This window comes from Microbacter sp. GSS18 (assembly GCA_029319145.1).
Taxonomy (GTDB): domain Bacteria; phylum Actinomycetota; class Actinomycetes; order Actinomycetales; family Microbacteriaceae; genus Microbacterium.
Window position 1 is genome coordinate 2,253,439 of the sequence record CP119753.1, and the last position, 14,383, is coordinate 2,267,821.

Consider the following 14,383-nt stretch of genomic DNA (forward strand, 5'->3'; position numbering starts at 1 on the left):
GACGAACCCTGAACGCACGGTATCCGAGGGGGCCTTACGCGACCTCGTCCTCGTGAGTAGCGTGGGCCACGGGGACTGCGCATGTGAATTCCAGGTGATTCGATGCGAGGCAGGACGAGAGGGATCGCCGCGACGGCCGCGGCCCTGGTCGCGCTCGGCCTGTGCGCGGCGTCCGCGCCCGCGATCGGCGCCGAACCGGGCGGAGGCACTGCGGATGCCGCACCGAGCCGGGCGATCGGCGCGCAGCCGGCGACGAGTGCCGGCGGGGCGCTTCCGGCGCGGGTGATCGAGTCGAGCGGGCCGCTCACGCTGATCGACATCACGCCCGACCTCGCCTGCACGGTGCAGCACATCGATGACGCCCTGCCCGTGCTCTCCGAGAGGGCCGGATGCGGCACCCTCGCGGCCCGGGGCGAGCGCGTCTACGGGCCGAGGGGCATCCTCGAAGGTTCTCTCGGGCAGAACTACACCCCGTGGGATCCGCAGGGCGATCAGGGCTTCAGCGGCAGCGGCACCCCCGACGACCCCTACGCCATCACGAGTCAGACGGACGTCGGCTTCATCCGCGTCACGCAGATCGACAGCTACGTCGTGGGTGAGGAGTCGTACACCACCGACATCATCGTCACCGGCCTCGAAGACGAGGAGTTCGGAGTCGAGACCACCATCTACCACGCCGGGAACTGCCAGGTAGGGGGCTCGCTCGAAGGCCTGGGCTCGTACAGTCCGGACACGGGCGCCGTCAGCTGCCTCGCCGCGAATGACGCGGGAACGATCGAAGCGGGCGGCCGCGTGCTTCAGTTCGTCCCCCTCACGCCCGGCAGCAATTACCTGTACGGCTCGGCGGACCGCGTCTGGGGCGCCATCTCGACGCGGCGCCCGCTGCCCGACTCCGTCCTCAGCGCCGACGCCGTGACCACCAACGCCATCGCCCTGAGCTGGACGTTCCTCGCCAGTCCCGACCCGACGGTGCTGTCGCTGCGGACGGCCCTCGCCCGAACCGAGGCGCAGGAGCTGCCCACCCAGATCTTCCTGAGCACCGATGCAGCCACCGTCGGCGACGACGTGCAGGTCACCGCGGTGATCGAGAACCCCAACGGGTTCCGGCAGGAGATCGACCCCCTCATCGTCACCCTGCCGCCCGGCGTGTCCTACGTCGAGGGAACGGCCTCGCCGATCGGGGAGCCCACGATCACCGGATCGAGGCTGGACTTCGGCACCGTGACGCTGGCGCCCGACACTCCCTTCGAGTTCGTGTTCGCCGTGAACGCCACGAGCGCCGGGCGCGGCGCGATCGAGCTGTCGGGCGTCACCAGCAGCGGTGCGCCCGTGCGCCCCGCCGTCGGGGGGATCACGGTGCGGGACGCGCCGCGACCGCCGATCGAGCCCACAGACCGAGGCGGAGGAGGCGAGATCGACCCGCGCCTGGTCGCCTGGGGCGCGGGCGGGGCGGTGCTGCTGATCATCGTGGCCGTCGCGACGATCGCCGCGATCCGGGCCCCGCGCCGGCTGCAGAAGAAGCTCGTGCGCGAGCACGTCCGGCTCATGCCGCGACAGGCCACCACCATCCACAACAGATCGACGCCCGACGTGCCCGCGCCGACACCGCCGTCGTTCCATCTCGCCGGCAAGCCCGGCGAATGGGAGCATCGCGTGATCGAGGAGGAGCCATGACCACCGCCACCGCGTCCACGACGGTGAAGGACGTCCTGCTGCCCGAGGACGAACCGCCCCCGAAGCTGCGGGAGCAGGCCGCGAAGGCCGCCGAGCACGGCGGCGTCGCCGACCAGATCGCGCGCCTCACCGCCATCGGGCTCGACATCGTCGGCGCCCGCATCGGGCACGTCGTGGGCGACCTGCTGGGCGCCGACCTGGGCGGAATCATCGGCTCGGCGCTGACGAAGAACCAGAAGATCGTCGCCGCGATCACCAAGACCCAGAACGACCCGAAGGCCGAAGAGGTCGTGACGCTCGCGGATCAGAAGCTCGAGTCGAGCTACAAGCCCTCGGTCGACGTGATCGTCGACGAGAAGAAGGTCACCAGCATCCCGTTCGAGGTGAGCCTCGAGACGAAGATCGAGGGCGGACTCATCGTCGTGAAGGGCGGTGAGATCGTCGCCGTGCGCACCGGCCGCGGAACCATCACCGGGACGCTGAAGTGCGAGGGGGTCGAGGTCGCCAAGAAGAAGGTCGACTACGACCTCGCGGGAATCCTGCGGATGCCGTCGGCGGACACCTCCGCGACGCGGGGTGCCGCAGGACCGGTGGTGACCGGAGCTGCGGCGAGCGCCGCGCGAGCAGCCGGCGCGGCCGCACCGCTGCCGTCCGGGCAGCCGAGCGCACCGGCGCCCGCGCAAGCCCCGCGCCCGCAGGCATCCCAGCCGCACGCGCCGGCGCAGCCTGCCGGCGCCGCCCCCGCGCAGCCTGCCGGCGCCGCCCCCGCACCCTCACCCTCGATCCCGCCGCCACCGACCCCGCCGCCCGTCGGCTTCATCCAGGACGGCTGGCGGTTCACGGCATCCGGTCAGTGGGAGCGCGTCACGCACTACCTTCCGGGCGACATCGTCAACGGGCACCGGCTCAACGCCGCGGGCAACGCGTGGGAGCCGCTGCCGCCGGGGTGAGTCCGCCGCGGCTTCCGTCGCCGTGCGTTGCCGGGCCGGCATCCGTCGCCGGGCGTTGCCGGGCCGGCATCCGTCGCCGCCCGTTGCGGAGCTCGTTGCGTCGCCCGGCGTTGCCGAGCTCGCTGCGTCGACGGACCTGGTGCCGCGGCGCGGGCAGGAGCATCATGGCCGTGAGAGCACCGCGGCTCACCCGATCCGCCGCCCGGCGACGGTGCTCGAGCAGCGTGCTGATCGTGTCTGGGGGCTCGATGACGAAGCGAACGAGGCGCTCCACCGGCATCCGCTTCTCGCGCGCCTTCGCGGTCGGCGCCGCGGCCGCGTTCGCCGGGGCCGCACTGCTGACCCCGGTGGCGCAGGCAGTGACCGGCACCGAAGACCTGAGCGGTGCGGTGACACCCATCGAGCTCGCCCAGAAGCTGGCCGGCCCCGGCGTCACCGTGTCGAACGTCGAGTACACCGGCAGCGACGTCTCTGCGGGGACGTTCATCGAGACCGACCCGGCCGTCTTCGGGTTCGATGACGGCGTCGTGCTCTCGACCGGAGCCGTGCGCGACCTCGGGGGCGCCAACGACCGGACGAACACGACGACGCAGCTGAACACACCCGGCGACGAGCAGCTCAGCGCCCTCGCCGGGTACGACACGTTCGACGCGACGGTGCTCGCGTTCGACTTCGTCCCGGTCGCCGACACGGTCTACATCAGCTACGTCTTCGCGTCGGAGGAGTACAGCGAGTACGCGAACGGCACCTTCAACGACGTGTTCGCGTTCTTCGTCAACGGCGAGAACTGCGCCGTCACCGACACCGGCGACCCCGTGTCGATCAACACGATCAACGGCGGCAACCCCGACGACGGCAGTGCGCCGGTGCGACCCGACCTGTTCCGCGACAACACCGACGCCACCCTCGAGATCCAGCCCGACGGCCTCACCGTGGTGCTCGTATGCGAGGTCGGTGTGCAGCCGAATGAGCCCAACACCATGCGGCTCGCCATCGCCGACGGGAGCGACGACCAGTGGGACTCGTGGGTGCTGCTGGCCGCGCGCGGCATCACGACCGTCGCGCCGACCGTCCCGCTGCCCGCCACCCTCACCATCGGCGAGCCGGATGTCAGCGTCGGCGACCCGGTGACCGTCACCGCCACCGTCGACAACCCCAACGAGGCCGAGGAGCAGGTGTCGCAGCTGCGCGTCGACCTGCCCGCGGGCATGGCGTACGTGCCCGGGTCGGCATCCGGCGTCGGGGAGCCGCAGGTGTCGGGACAGAGCCTGGAATTCGCGGATGCCGAAGCCATCGCCGCCGGCGACACGCTCACCTTCAGCTTCGCCGTGATCCCGTCGGCGCCCGGGTCGGCGACCATCGGAATCAGCGGAGAGACCGCGTCCGGGACCGTCATCGTCGCCGGAGCGGCGGACGTCAACGCGCGCGCCGTCATCGTGATCCCGCCGCCGCCTCCGCCTGCGCCGTCGTTCCCGTGGGTGCCGGTGCTCGCCGGCGGAGCCGCCGTCGTCCTCGCCGCCGCCGTTGCCACGACGGTCGCCGCGAACACGCCCCGCGCCCGGCAGACACGGCTGCTGCGCAAGCACGTGCGCCTCACGCCGCGGCAGGACACCGTCGGGAGCTCCGCGGCGACGCCCGCCTCGAAGACGCCGGCGACGCCCAAGGCCCCGACATTCCGCCTCGTCGCGAGACAGGGAACCGTCGACCACAGCATCCACCTGGAGGACCGATCATGAGCACACCGGTGATGAGCCCGGCGGCCGTCCCGAACTCGGTCAAAGACCTGCTGATGCCGGGCCGAGACATCCCGCCCGAGCTGTCGCAGGCCGTCGGAACGGTGGCCCAGAGCAGCGGACTCGGCGACGCGCTGTCGAAGCTCACACCGCTCGGGCTCGACATCCTCGGCAAGCGCATCGGCGCTCTGCTCGGCGACATGCTGAACGTCGACCTCGGCGGGATGCTCGGCGGAGCGCTCATGAAGAACGAGGAACTCGCGGACGCCCTGCGCGCGACCGCCGAGACACCCGGCTCCGAAGCGATCGTGACCCTCGCCGACCAGACCCTGCAGTCCGGCTACTCCCCCGCCGTCGACATCGTGGTCAACGAGGTGCCGCTCGTGAGCGTTGCCTTCGACGTATCCCTCGCCACGCTGATCGAGGGCGCGCTGGTCGTCGTGCGCGACGGACGGATGACGGCCGTGCAGGCCGGACGCGCGCACCTGACGGCGTCGCTGTCATGCCAGGGAACTCCGATCGCCGCCCGCGAGGTGGAGCTGAACCTGCCGGCGGTGCTGCGGCTGCCCGAGGCGGTGGCCGGTGGAGCGGGAACGGCCGTGGGTGCGGTGAGTGCGGCGGCGGGTGTGGCAGGGGTGCAGGCGGCTCCGGAGGCCGGGGGGCCGGGGGCGGGAGTGCCGGGGGCGGCCGTACCGGGGACGCGAGCGCCTGGGGCCGCGGGGCCGGCGCCCGGGGCGGCGGTGCCCGGGGCGGCGACTGGCGCGGGGGCGGCTGGCGCGGGGGCGCCCGAGGCGGAGGTTCTGGCGGCATCGGCATCCGTCGTTCCGCCGGTCGGGCTCATCGCCAACGGGTGGCGCTTCACAGCCGCGGGCGCGTGGGAGCCGGCGACGCAGGCGCTGCCGGGCGACATCGTCAACGGCCACCGCCTCAACGCCGACGGCACGGCGTGGGAGCCGCTGCCGCCCGAGTGACCCGCGGTCCGGCATCCGCCCTCACACGCGGCGCGGACCGGTCAGATGCAAATCGGATCGCCCAGGTCGAAGGACTCGCCGTCGACCGTGAAGCTTCCCTCGGCGCACAGCAGCGTGTCGGGAGTCGGGCGCACGATGAGCCCCGTGTAGGCGCCCCGAACATCGGGCTCTGTGGCCTCCTGCCGCTCCAGGCCGTTCGGCGCCGTCTCGGGGTAGATCGCGATCGTGACCGTGTTGCCCTCGTACTTCGCGTCGTAGCGCGTGAGGCGCGCCCAGCCCGCGTAGCACTGGTCCGACCAGATGATCTCGATGAGCGCGTTGTCGATGCGGCGAGCGGCCTTCGCCACCTTCGCGTCGTCTATGCATGGCGTGTAGGCGGGGTCTTCGCCTGTGGGGACGTCGATCTGAGGGGCCGGGGCGTCGTCGGCGGATGCGGGCGTACCCTCGGTCGCTGCTGCGTCGTCCTGGGCGGCGGTCTGCTGCGCCGCCGAGAGCTCCGACTGATAGACCTGCGCGGTCAGCACGGATGCCGCCGTGCCGCTGGTCGTCGCGCCCAGCAGGAACGCCGCCGCCGCGATCCAGATCGCGGTGCGCTTGCGCATGCCCACGATGGGCGCCGGAACGGCGGGCTCGGGGGCTGTCGGGGCGGCGGGTGCTGCGGGTGCGGCATCCGTCGCCTCCGAGGGGATCGGCGGCGCAGTGGCGAGCCCGGCGAGCACGTCGCGGCGATCGAGCCAGGCCGTGGTGTCGCCTCCGCACACCCGCACCACGCCGTCGACCGTGCGAGCGGTCGGCAGCGCCCGGCCCGCGAACGCCTCCGACAGCACCGACCGCGAAATGCCTGTCTCGTCCTGCAGCCGCTTCAGCGTGGGGTTGCCCCCGTCGAGCCGGAGCTTTCGCAGATCGGCCGCGAACCGCTCCTTCGTGTCGGTCGCGGACATGTTCCTGTCGTCGCTCGTCGACGGCGCCTCTGTCATTCGCATTCCCCAGTTTGCTGTGCTGTGAAAGGGCGGTCCCCACCGCCCACCACTTATATAAGCACGACGAGACGGGGTGTCCGGTTCTTCCGGATCCGTCCGAATCGCGGTCAGCGGGAAGGCACGGGTTCGTCGGGCGCGGTTGAATTGCCATGCGCCGCGCTCCGATCGGGGGATCGGATCGCGCGCCGGGGCGGGCATCGCAGTCGGAACCTTGGGGGAGGTTCGCAAGCGACGCATCCCGAACTGTCGGGGAGGGGCTCGGCGGCCCCTCCCCGTTCCCGCCACGGGGCCCGTCACTACTGTCGCTCCTGGGGCGCTGCTCGAGGGCGGGTTCCCGGGGTCGGGGGCGCCGGGGGCGGAGGTGCCGGGGTCGGGAGCGGTTGCGTCCGGGGGCCGGGGGCCGGGGGCCGATGCTGCGGTTCGGGGGCCGGCGCAGCGGTTCGGGGCTGCGCAGTGCCGGAGGCCAGAGTTCGACGGCATCCTCCTCCCCAACCGCGACGGTGACGCACCTTGCCCACAGCAACGCCAACCATCGAACAAATGTCCGAGCCCCGGCGTAGCGTGTGTGACATGACGAACCCGTTGCTCCCTCTCGGCGAGGCGGTCGATGCCGCGCGCCGGGTGTGGCGCGACGGGCGCGATCCGGCCGAGCTGTCGAGTGAAGAGCTCGCCCTGCTGACCGACGAGCTGACGGTCGCGCAGCGCCACATGGATGCGGCCAAAGCCCGCGTCGCTCGCGAGGTCGCCCGCAAGTCGCATCCGGACCTGGGCCCTGAGGGGTTCGCCAAGGTCCGCGGCTTCCGCTCCCCCACCACATACATCGCGACGACGACCGGCGTGACGACGGCCGAGGCTGCGCGCCTGATCGAGGTCGGCGAAGCGACCTCGCCGCGCGAGGGCTTCGGCGACGAGGTCAAGCCGCCGAAGTACCCGGCTGTCGCCCGTGCGCTCGAGCAGGGGCGCATCGGCGTCGCCGCCGCGGGAGCGATCGTGGGGCTCCTCGACAAGGTCGCGCTGCGCACCGATCCCGAGACACTGGCCCGCGCCGAGGCTGATCTGGTCGAGAAGGCGCGGCAGCTCTCGATGAACGACCTCCATCGTGTGCTCGCCCGCGCAGAAGCCTGGCTCGACCCGCGCGGGGTCGCCGACCGCGAGAGCGAGATGCGCCGCAAGCGCTCGCTGCACATCCGCGAGGGTCGAGACGGTCTGGTTCACATCTCGGCGGTCCTCGACCCCGAGCACGGCGCGGTGTTCAAGACGGCGATCGAGCAGATCGTCACCTCGCGTCTGCGGGCGCAGCGCGAACGCGCCACAGCGCGTGCACCGCGAGAGGGATCGGCGGGTGTCGATGGCGAAGCGATGACATCGCACGGCCGCCGGGCGGCGGGCGGAGTCGACGGTACCGGCGGCAGCACGGGCGCTGGGGCGGATGGTCGCGCGAGCCATGATTCCGGAGTCGACGGCGACGACCGGGCGCCGAGTGCGAGCGCGGCAGCGAATGGGGCGACGAGCGCGGCGAGCGCGCAAGCGGATGCGGGCGCGCAGGCGAATGCGAGCGCGCACGCTGGTGTGGATGCGGGTGTGAGCGACGCGCGCCGAAGCATTCCGCAGATGCAGGCGGAGGCTCTGATCCACCTCATCGAGCACGGGATGAGCTGCGACGCCGACCTGCCCCTCGAGGGAGCGACCGTCGTGGTGCGGATGACCCTCGAAGATCTCGAATCCGGTGACGGATACGCCACGATCGACGGACTCACCACTCCCGTCTCGGTTCAGACCGCGCGGCGGATGGCGGCGGGCGGGGCGGTGATACCGTGCGTGCTCGGCGGCGACAGCGAGATCCTCGACTGGGGACGCAAGAGACGCCTCTTCACGCCGGCGCAGAAGATGGCGCTCGTCGAACGAGACGGCGGATGCGCCATGTGCGGTGCGCCGCCCGGCTGGACGAAGACCCACCACATCCGCTGGTGGCAACGGGATGCCGGCCCGACCGACCTCTCGAACGGCGTGCTGCTGTGCGAGAGCTGCCATCACCGCGTGCACGACAACGGCTGGGAGATCCGCATCGACGGGGCACGGAGGGACTCCGCGGTGTGGCTCATTCCGCCCGCCGACGTCGATGCCGCGCGAACACCACGGCTGGGAGGGAGGGCGCTGTATGACTTCGCGGCATGATGGGCGCGACTGGGTGCCGGGAACGGTGGCGGATGCAGGCGGGTTCGGGCCGATGCCGGACGACCTTCTCCCAGGCCCGGCGGGTAATCTTGGCCGGTGCCCGTCTCGAAGATCCTGCTCTACTACCGCTTCACCCCCATCGCCGACCCCGACGCGGTGCGGCTGTGGCAGCGCGACCTGTGCGAGCTCCTGGGGCTTCGCGGTCGCATCCTCATCTCGAAGGACGGCATCAACGGCACCGTCGGCGGCGAGCTCAACGCCGTCAAGACGTACTGGCGCAAGACCCGCGAGTACCCCGGCTTCGCCGACATCGACTTCAAGTGGTCCGAGGGCACGGGGCTCGACGAGGACGGACGCAGCCTCGACTTCCCGCGGCTGTCGGTCAAAGTCCGCGATGAGATCGTCAGCTTCGGCGCCCCGGGCGAACTGCAGGTCGACGAGCACGGCGTCATCGGCGGCGGGACCCACCTCTCGCCGGGCGCGCTCCACAAACTCGTCGAGCAGCGCGGCGACGACGTCGCGTTCTTCGACGGCCGCAATGCCTTCGAGGCCGAGATCGGGCGCTTCAAGGGTGCCGTCGTCCCCGACGTCGCCACGACCAGGGACTTCGTCGCCGAGCTCGACTCCGGCAAGTACGACCACCTCAAGGACCGCCCGGTGGTCACGTACTGCACCGGCGGCATCCGCTGCGAGGTGCTGTCGAGCCTCATGGTCTCGCGCGGCTTCAACGAGGTCTACCAGATGGACGGCGGCATCGTCCGCTACGCCGAGAGCTTCGGAAACACCGGCCTGTGGGAGGGCTCGCTCTACGTCTTCGACGGGCGCGAGGCGATGTCGTTCGGATCCGCCCCCGCTGTCATCGGGCGATGCCTCACGTGCGACGCGCCGTCCTCGCTCATGGTCAACTGCGCGAGCGCCGACTGCAAGGTGCGGGTCGTGCAGTGCGACGCATGCACGGATGCCGGCACCCCCGCGAACTGCGCCAAGCATCCCGTGCTCGTGGCCTGACGGCTCCCGTCCCAACGGCGAGGCGCTTCGCACAGGCCCGCAGCGGGACGCACAGGCCCGCAGCGGGACGCACGGGTTCGTGACGGGACGCACCGGTTCGTCACGGGACGCACGGGTTCGTGACCGGACGCACGGGTTCGTCACGGGACGCACGGGTTCGTCACGGGACGCACGGGTTCGTGACCGGACGCACGGGTTCGTGGCGGGAGGCACGGGTTCGTGGCGGGAGGCACACAGTACGCTGAGTCCGAGCGCGCCGCCGGGGCGTGCTGCTGAGTTTCGGTGCCCGCGACCGGTCGACCCTGTCGACGAGCGGCGCCGGACGAGACGAGCGGAGCGAGCCGACATGACGCCCGAAGACGACGCCGCGCCGGCGAAGGTCTTCTGCATCGGCTTCCACAAGACCGGCACGTCGAGCCTCGCCGAGGCGTTCGAGGCGCTCGGGTACCGGGTCACGGGGCCCAACGGCGTCGACGACCCCGACATCGCCCGCAACGCGCTGCCGATGGCGAAGCAGCTCGTCGAGCAGTACGACATGTTCCAGGACAACCCGTGGCCGATCCTGTTCCGCGAACTCGATGAGCTCTACCCGGGCAGTCGGTTCATCCTCACGGTGCGCGACACCGACAAGTGGCTCACCAGCCAGCAGCGGCACTTCGGCACGCGGACGACCCCGATGCGTGAGTGGATCTACGACGGCGCCGGCTCGCCGGTCGGCAACGAGGAGATCTACCGCGAACGATACGAGCGGCACAACGCCGACGTGCTCGCCCACTTCGCCGACCGCCCGCAGGACCTGCTCGTCATGCGACTCGAGGACGGCGACGGCTGGGAGAAGCTCGCCGCGTTCCTCGGCGTCCCCGTGCCCGACGTGCCGTTTCCCCACGCCAACAGCGCGCAGCAGCGCGTCGAGCTCGGCAACAGCCGCACCGTCACGCAGCGCGTGCGCGACAAGCTGCGACGGATGACCGCGCGATGACGGATCACGGCACGATGACGGACCACCCCGCGACGACCGACCACCGCGGGATGACCGATGACCGCCCGATGACCGACGGCCGCCCGATGACCGATGACCGCCCGACGACCGATAACCGCGCGATGACCGATGACCGCGCGATGACTCACGGCCGCAGGATGAGGACGGGCCGGCGGTGACCGACACCCCGCCGGTGTTCGTCGTCGGAGCGCCGCGCTCGGGAACGACCCTGGTCGCCGCGGCCATCGCCGCGCACCCGGACATGCGCAGCGGACCGGAATCCCACTTCTTCAACAACCTCGCCGCGGCCGACCGCGAAGCGGCGGTCGCAGACCCGGAGTGGCCGACCGAGGCGGCCCGGCTGCTCGAGTCGCTGACGCGCGACGATGAGCGCGTCATCGACATGTTCGGGGTGACGCCCGACCAAGTGGCGGCGTACCTGCGCACACGGCGGCCATCGCAAGCCGCAATGCTGGCTGCACTCTTCGAGGCGGCCGCCGAACCGAGCGCAACCCAACCCGGCGCAACCCAACCCGGCACGACCGGACCCGGCGCAACCCAACCCGGCACGACCCAACCCGGCGCAACCCAACCCGGCACGACCGGACCCGGCGCAACCCAACCCGGCACGACCCGACCGGGCGCCACCGAACCGGGCGCCGCCGGGCCGGGGACGGCGGGCCGCTGGGTGGAGAAGACTCCGAACCACATCTGGCGACTCGCCGAGATCGTCGAGCAGTTCCCGGACGCGCCGATCATCCACGTCGTACGCGACCCCCGCGACGTCGCCCGCTCCCTCGTGGGGCTGCCATGGGCGACGACCTCGCGCGTCGCCAACGCCTGGATGTGGTCCTCGTGGGTGCGCGAACTCGCACGCGCACGCCAGGACCCCCGCATCGCGGCCCGCATCACCGAAGTCCGATTCGAGGACTTCCTCGCCGACCCTGAAGCGACCCTCACCGCCCTGTGCGCGGCGATCGGCATCCGCTTCGACCCCGGCATGCTCTCCCCCGAACGCACGGCGGCGGCCATGGTGTCGTCGGGCGAATGGTGGAAGGCGAAGAACGCCACCGCGATCGACCCGGAGCGTGCCTTCGCGTGGCGGCGCGACGCGGACGACCTCGACGAGGTCATCGCGACCATGTGCTTCGACGAGCTGCGCCCCCGCGGCTACGACACCGGGGACCACCCGAGGCGACGAATGCCACTCGCATCGTTCACGTTCCTCGACGCCGCCCTGCTCGAGGACACCCTCGTCCGCGCCGCGCTGGCGGGCGTCGCGATCGTTCCGACAGCCGACGACGACCCGGGGAAGTCGTGGCTGTGGTCGGAACGCGAGGCGCTGCGTGCGGGACGCCGCGGCACCGCCATCCGCATCGCCCGCGTCCGGCTGCGACGCACGCGCGCATTGCGGCCCACCCGCACGCTCAAGCGCGACCGGACGTTCGAGCGGTAGCGCCGAGCCTCAGGCCACGCCCAGCGCAGCCTCCTCGGTCACGCGAGCCGTGACCAGGATCGGCAGGTGATCGCTCAGACCCTGCGGGAGCGTCTTGACCTTGTCGATCGTGAAACCCGACGACGTCGCGAAGTCGTAGTGCCCCTTGAAGAAGCGATACCGGGTGTACGTGTGCGAATCGCTCAGCGACAGCTCGTACCCGTGACGGCGCACGTGCTGGCCCAGCCTCTCCTTGAAGACCGGATAGTTGTAGTCGCCGACCATCAGCGCCGGAAGGCCGTCGCCGAGGTGCTCGACCTCCTCGAGCGCCGTGCGGATCTGATGACGTCGCAGCGAGTTGAGGGCCGTCAGCGGCGCGGCGTGGAACGACGCGACGATGATGTCGCGGGCGGCGTCGATGTCGTGCAGGCGCACGCCCAGCATCCGCTCCTCAGCCGGCTTGAGGACGTAGTCGTGCAACGACTTCTTCAACGCGATCGCCCGCACGTCCACGGCGCGATAGGTGTTCTCGCGGTAGTAGACGGCCAGGCCCAGGCGGTTGCGCTGCGTCGCCTCAGCCAGGCGCAGCCCGTGGATGTTCGACGGGATGTCGGTCGAATCGCACTCCTGCAGACACAGCACGTCGACGTTATGTCGTTCGACGAGCATGTCCAGCTCCGTCGCGGCCCGATGCTTGCGCAGGTTGTACGAGATGACCTTCATTTCGATGCCAGCCTATGCCCGCCGGTGTTTCGGCGGTATGACTTTCGGCCGGTGCTGGGCGAGCGTCGAGGCGGCTCACATGAACCACCAGGAACCCTCGCCCGGCCGGCCCCGACACACCGTCACGACACCAGGCGCAGGGCGCGATACGGTGTCGAGGTGACTACCACCGAGGCGTCGGAGCGCCCGCCGCTGTGGCGCCGGATCGTCTCGAGCACGTGGTTCCACTTCGCCGCGGCCATCGTCCTCACGGGCCTCGTGCTGAGCTTCGTCGCCAAGCCCTTCTGGGTGCCGTCGTCGTCGATGGCCGACACCCTCGAGCCCGGCGACCGCGTACTGGTGAACCGGCTCGCCTACGTCGGCGCGCAGCCGGCGACCGGTGATGTCATCGTCTTCGACGCCGACGAAACGTGGGGCATCACGGGAGGCACGCCCGCCGACCCGGTCCGCGCCGTGCTGCGCTGGATCGGCGAGATCAGCGGGTTCGGGCCGACCGGCCCGCACACGCTCATCAAGCGGGTCATCGCCGGGCCCGGGCAGACCGTGGAATGCTGCGACGCCGACGGCAGCGTCGTCGTCGACGGCGAACCCCTCGACGAGACCTACCTCGGCAGCGACTTCCCGTTCGTGCCCGGCGAACTCGACTGCGAGTCCGACCCCGCGTCGCAGCGGTGTCTCCCCGAGGTCACGGTCGCCGACGGCTCGTACGTCGTCCTGGGCGACAACCGCACCAACTCCGCCGACTCGGCCCGCCTGTGCCGCGCGCCCGGCGCAGGCGACGACTGCTGGCGGTTCGCGCCCGGCGACGGCGTCGTCGGCAAGGCCGTCGTCATCCTGTGGCCGATCGGCCGGTGGAGCGGACTGTAGCCCCTACTCGCGATCCCGCCGCGCACGCGTCTGCTCGGCCCGCGACGCCAGCAGCTCATCAGCCGGGTAGCCCACCTCGGTGAGCGTCAGGCCGCGCGCGGCGAGCACCTTCACCTCGGGGATGCGCTCGAGGCCGTCTCGGATCCGCGCGAGATCACCGACCTCGAGGCGCCCCTCGCCCACGGCGACGCAGCCGCCGACGAGCGCGCGCACCATGCTGTGGCAGAACGCGTCGGCCTTGACGTTCGCCACGAGCACGCCGTCGCGATCGCGGTGCCAGTCGAACTCGAGCAGCGTGCGGATCGTCGTCGCCTCGGGCCGCGGCTTGCAGTAGGCGGCGAAATCGTGGAGCCCGATGAGGCTGCGCGCCGCGGCATCCATCCTCGACACGTCGAGCGTCGCCTTCACGGTCGTGGTGCGGTTGCGCTCGAGCGGGTCGTAGCCGGCCTCACGGTCGGCGATGCGGTACGCGTAGCGGCGCCACACCGCCGAGAACCGCGCGTCGAAGCCGGCGGGCGCGAGCCCCGTGCGCACGACGGCGACGTCGGAGTACTGGCCGAACACCCCCGTGATGCGGTTCGCGAGCGCGGCGGCCTGATCGACCGGCTCGCCCGATCCGCGTCGGCCGCGCGCGGACAGGAGCCGCGCCTGCTGGTCCTCGTCGAGGTCGAGATGGGCGACCTGGTCGGATGCGTGGACGCCGGCATCCGTGCGACCGGCGACCACGAGGCGCGGGTCGCCGCCCAGAACGCGCGCGACGGCATCCTCGATCGTGCCCTGCACCGTGCGCAGGCCGGGCTGGCGCGCCCAGCCGCGGAAGTGCGTGCCGTCGTAGGCGATGTCGAGCCGGATGCGCACGCCGTCAGCCTATCGGCGCCGGCTCGCGGC

At 71.5% G+C, this 14,383-nt stretch carries 12 protein-coding genes; 9 read left to right on the top strand and 3 right to left on the bottom strand.

Translation table 11 applies throughout. The features are described from left to right. Positions 1-102 precede the first annotated feature (102 nt). The 4 genes from P0L94_10430 (at position 103) to P0L94_10445 (ending at position 5,328) form a co-directional block, all read left to right on the top strand. A complete protein-coding gene (locus P0L94_10430) occupies positions 103-1,674 on the top strand; it encodes a hypothetical protein (GenBank protein WES62875.1) in 1,572 nt (523 codons plus the stop codon). Then, the gene (locus P0L94_10435; protein WES62876.1) at positions 1,671-2,624 is read left to right on the top strand and encodes a hypothetical protein; all 954 of its coding nucleotides are present in this window, start codon (positions 1,671-1,673) and stop codon (positions 2,622-2,624) included. Before P0L94_10430 ends, P0L94_10435 begins: the two co-directional genes overlap by 4 nt. Before the next feature lie 248 nt (positions 2,625-2,872). Next, positions 2,873-4,360 carry a choice-of-anchor L domain-containing protein gene (locus P0L94_10440; GenBank protein WES62877.1) on the top strand — a complete coding sequence of 496 codons (1,488 nt, stop codon included), beginning with the start codon at positions 2,873-2,875 and terminating at the stop codon, positions 4,358-4,360. Further along, entirely contained in the window at positions 4,357-5,328 is a 972-nt protein-coding gene (locus P0L94_10445) for a hypothetical protein (protein ID WES62878.1), read from the top strand. The genes P0L94_10440 and P0L94_10445 overlap by 4 nt, the downstream gene beginning before the upstream one ends. 41 nt (positions 5,329-5,369) lie before the next feature. Here P0L94_10445 and P0L94_10450 read toward each other — a convergent pair whose 3' ends face one another. Further along, entirely contained in the window at positions 5,370-6,269 is a 900-nt protein-coding gene (locus P0L94_10450) for a DUF2690 domain-containing protein (protein ID WES62879.1), read from the bottom strand. Between the two features lie 549 nt (positions 6,270-6,818). On the opposite strand from P0L94_10450, the gene P0L94_10455 reads away from it, so the two are divergent. The 4 genes from P0L94_10455 to P0L94_10470 all read left to right on the top strand — a co-directional run bounded on the left by P0L94_10455 (position 6,819) and on the right by P0L94_10470 (position 11,926). After that, complete coding sequence (locus P0L94_10455) at positions 6,819-8,483, top strand: DUF222 domain-containing protein (GenBank protein WES62880.1); 1,665 nt, start codon at positions 6,819-6,821, stop codon at positions 8,481-8,483. Between the two features lie 96 nt (positions 8,484-8,579). Continuing rightward, positions 8,580-9,491 (top strand): rhodanese-related sulfurtransferase, encoded by a 912-nt coding sequence (locus P0L94_10460; GenBank protein WES62881.1) that lies wholly within the window; start codon positions 8,580-8,582, stop codon positions 9,489-9,491. Between the two features lie 346 nt (positions 9,492-9,837). Further along, positions 9,838-10,470 carry a sulfotransferase gene (locus tag P0L94_10465; protein ID WES62882.1) on the top strand — a complete coding sequence of 211 codons (633 nt, stop codon included), beginning with the start codon at positions 9,838-9,840 and terminating at the stop codon, positions 10,468-10,470. Positions 10,471-10,645: 175 nt separating this feature from the next. Next, on the top strand, positions 10,646-11,926 hold the full coding sequence (locus tag P0L94_10470) for a sulfotransferase (protein WES62883.1): 1,281 nt from the start codon (positions 10,646-10,648) through the stop codon (positions 11,924-11,926). A gap of 9 nt (positions 11,927-11,935) precedes the next feature. Here P0L94_10470 and P0L94_10475 read toward each other — a convergent pair whose 3' ends face one another. Next, a complete protein-coding gene (locus P0L94_10475; GenBank protein WES62884.1) occupies positions 11,936-12,628 on the bottom strand; it encodes a hypothetical protein in 693 nt (230 codons plus the stop codon). Between the two features lie 159 nt (positions 12,629-12,787). Between P0L94_10475 and lepB the strand changes: the two genes are divergently transcribed. Further along, entirely contained in the window at positions 12,788-13,495 is a 708-nt protein-coding gene (gene lepB, locus P0L94_10480) for a signal peptidase I (protein WES62885.1), read from the top strand. A gap of 3 nt (positions 13,496-13,498) precedes the next feature. Here the strand turns inward: lepB and P0L94_10485 are convergent, their stop codons facing one another. Then, a complete protein-coding gene (locus tag P0L94_10485; protein WES62886.1) occupies positions 13,499-14,353 on the bottom strand; it encodes a tRNA pseudouridine synthase A in 855 nt (284 codons plus the stop codon). Between the last annotated feature and the right edge of the window lie 30 nt (positions 14,354-14,383).

What these genes read in the sequence shown, in the direction of transcription:
- P0L94_10475 (WES62884.1), bottom strand. Translation starts at nt 12,628, where the DNA reads ATGAAGGTCATCTCGTACAACCTGCGCAAGCATCGGGCCGCGACGGAG.
- P0L94_10450 (WES62879.1), bottom strand. Translation starts at nt 6,269, where the DNA reads ATGTCCGCGACCGACACGAAGGAGCGGTTCGCGGCCGATCTGCGAAAG.
- P0L94_10435 (WES62876.1), top strand. Translation starts at nt 1,671, where the DNA reads ATGACCACCGCCACCGCGTCCACGACGGTGAAGGACGTCCTGCTGCCC.
- P0L94_10440 (WES62877.1), top strand. Translation starts at nt 2,873, where the DNA reads ATGACGAAGCGAACGAGGCGCTCCACCGGCATCCGCTTCTCGCGCGCC.
- P0L94_10430 (WES62875.1), top strand. Translation starts at nt 103, where the DNA reads ATGCGAGGCAGGACGAGAGGGATCGCCGCGACGGCCGCGGCCCTGGTC.
- P0L94_10465 (WES62882.1), top strand. Translation starts at nt 9,838, where the DNA reads ATGACGCCCGAAGACGACGCCGCGCCGGCGAAGGTCTTCTGCATCGGC.
- P0L94_10445 (WES62878.1), top strand. Translation starts at nt 4,357, where the DNA reads ATGAGCACACCGGTGATGAGCCCGGCGGCCGTCCCGAACTCGGTCAAA.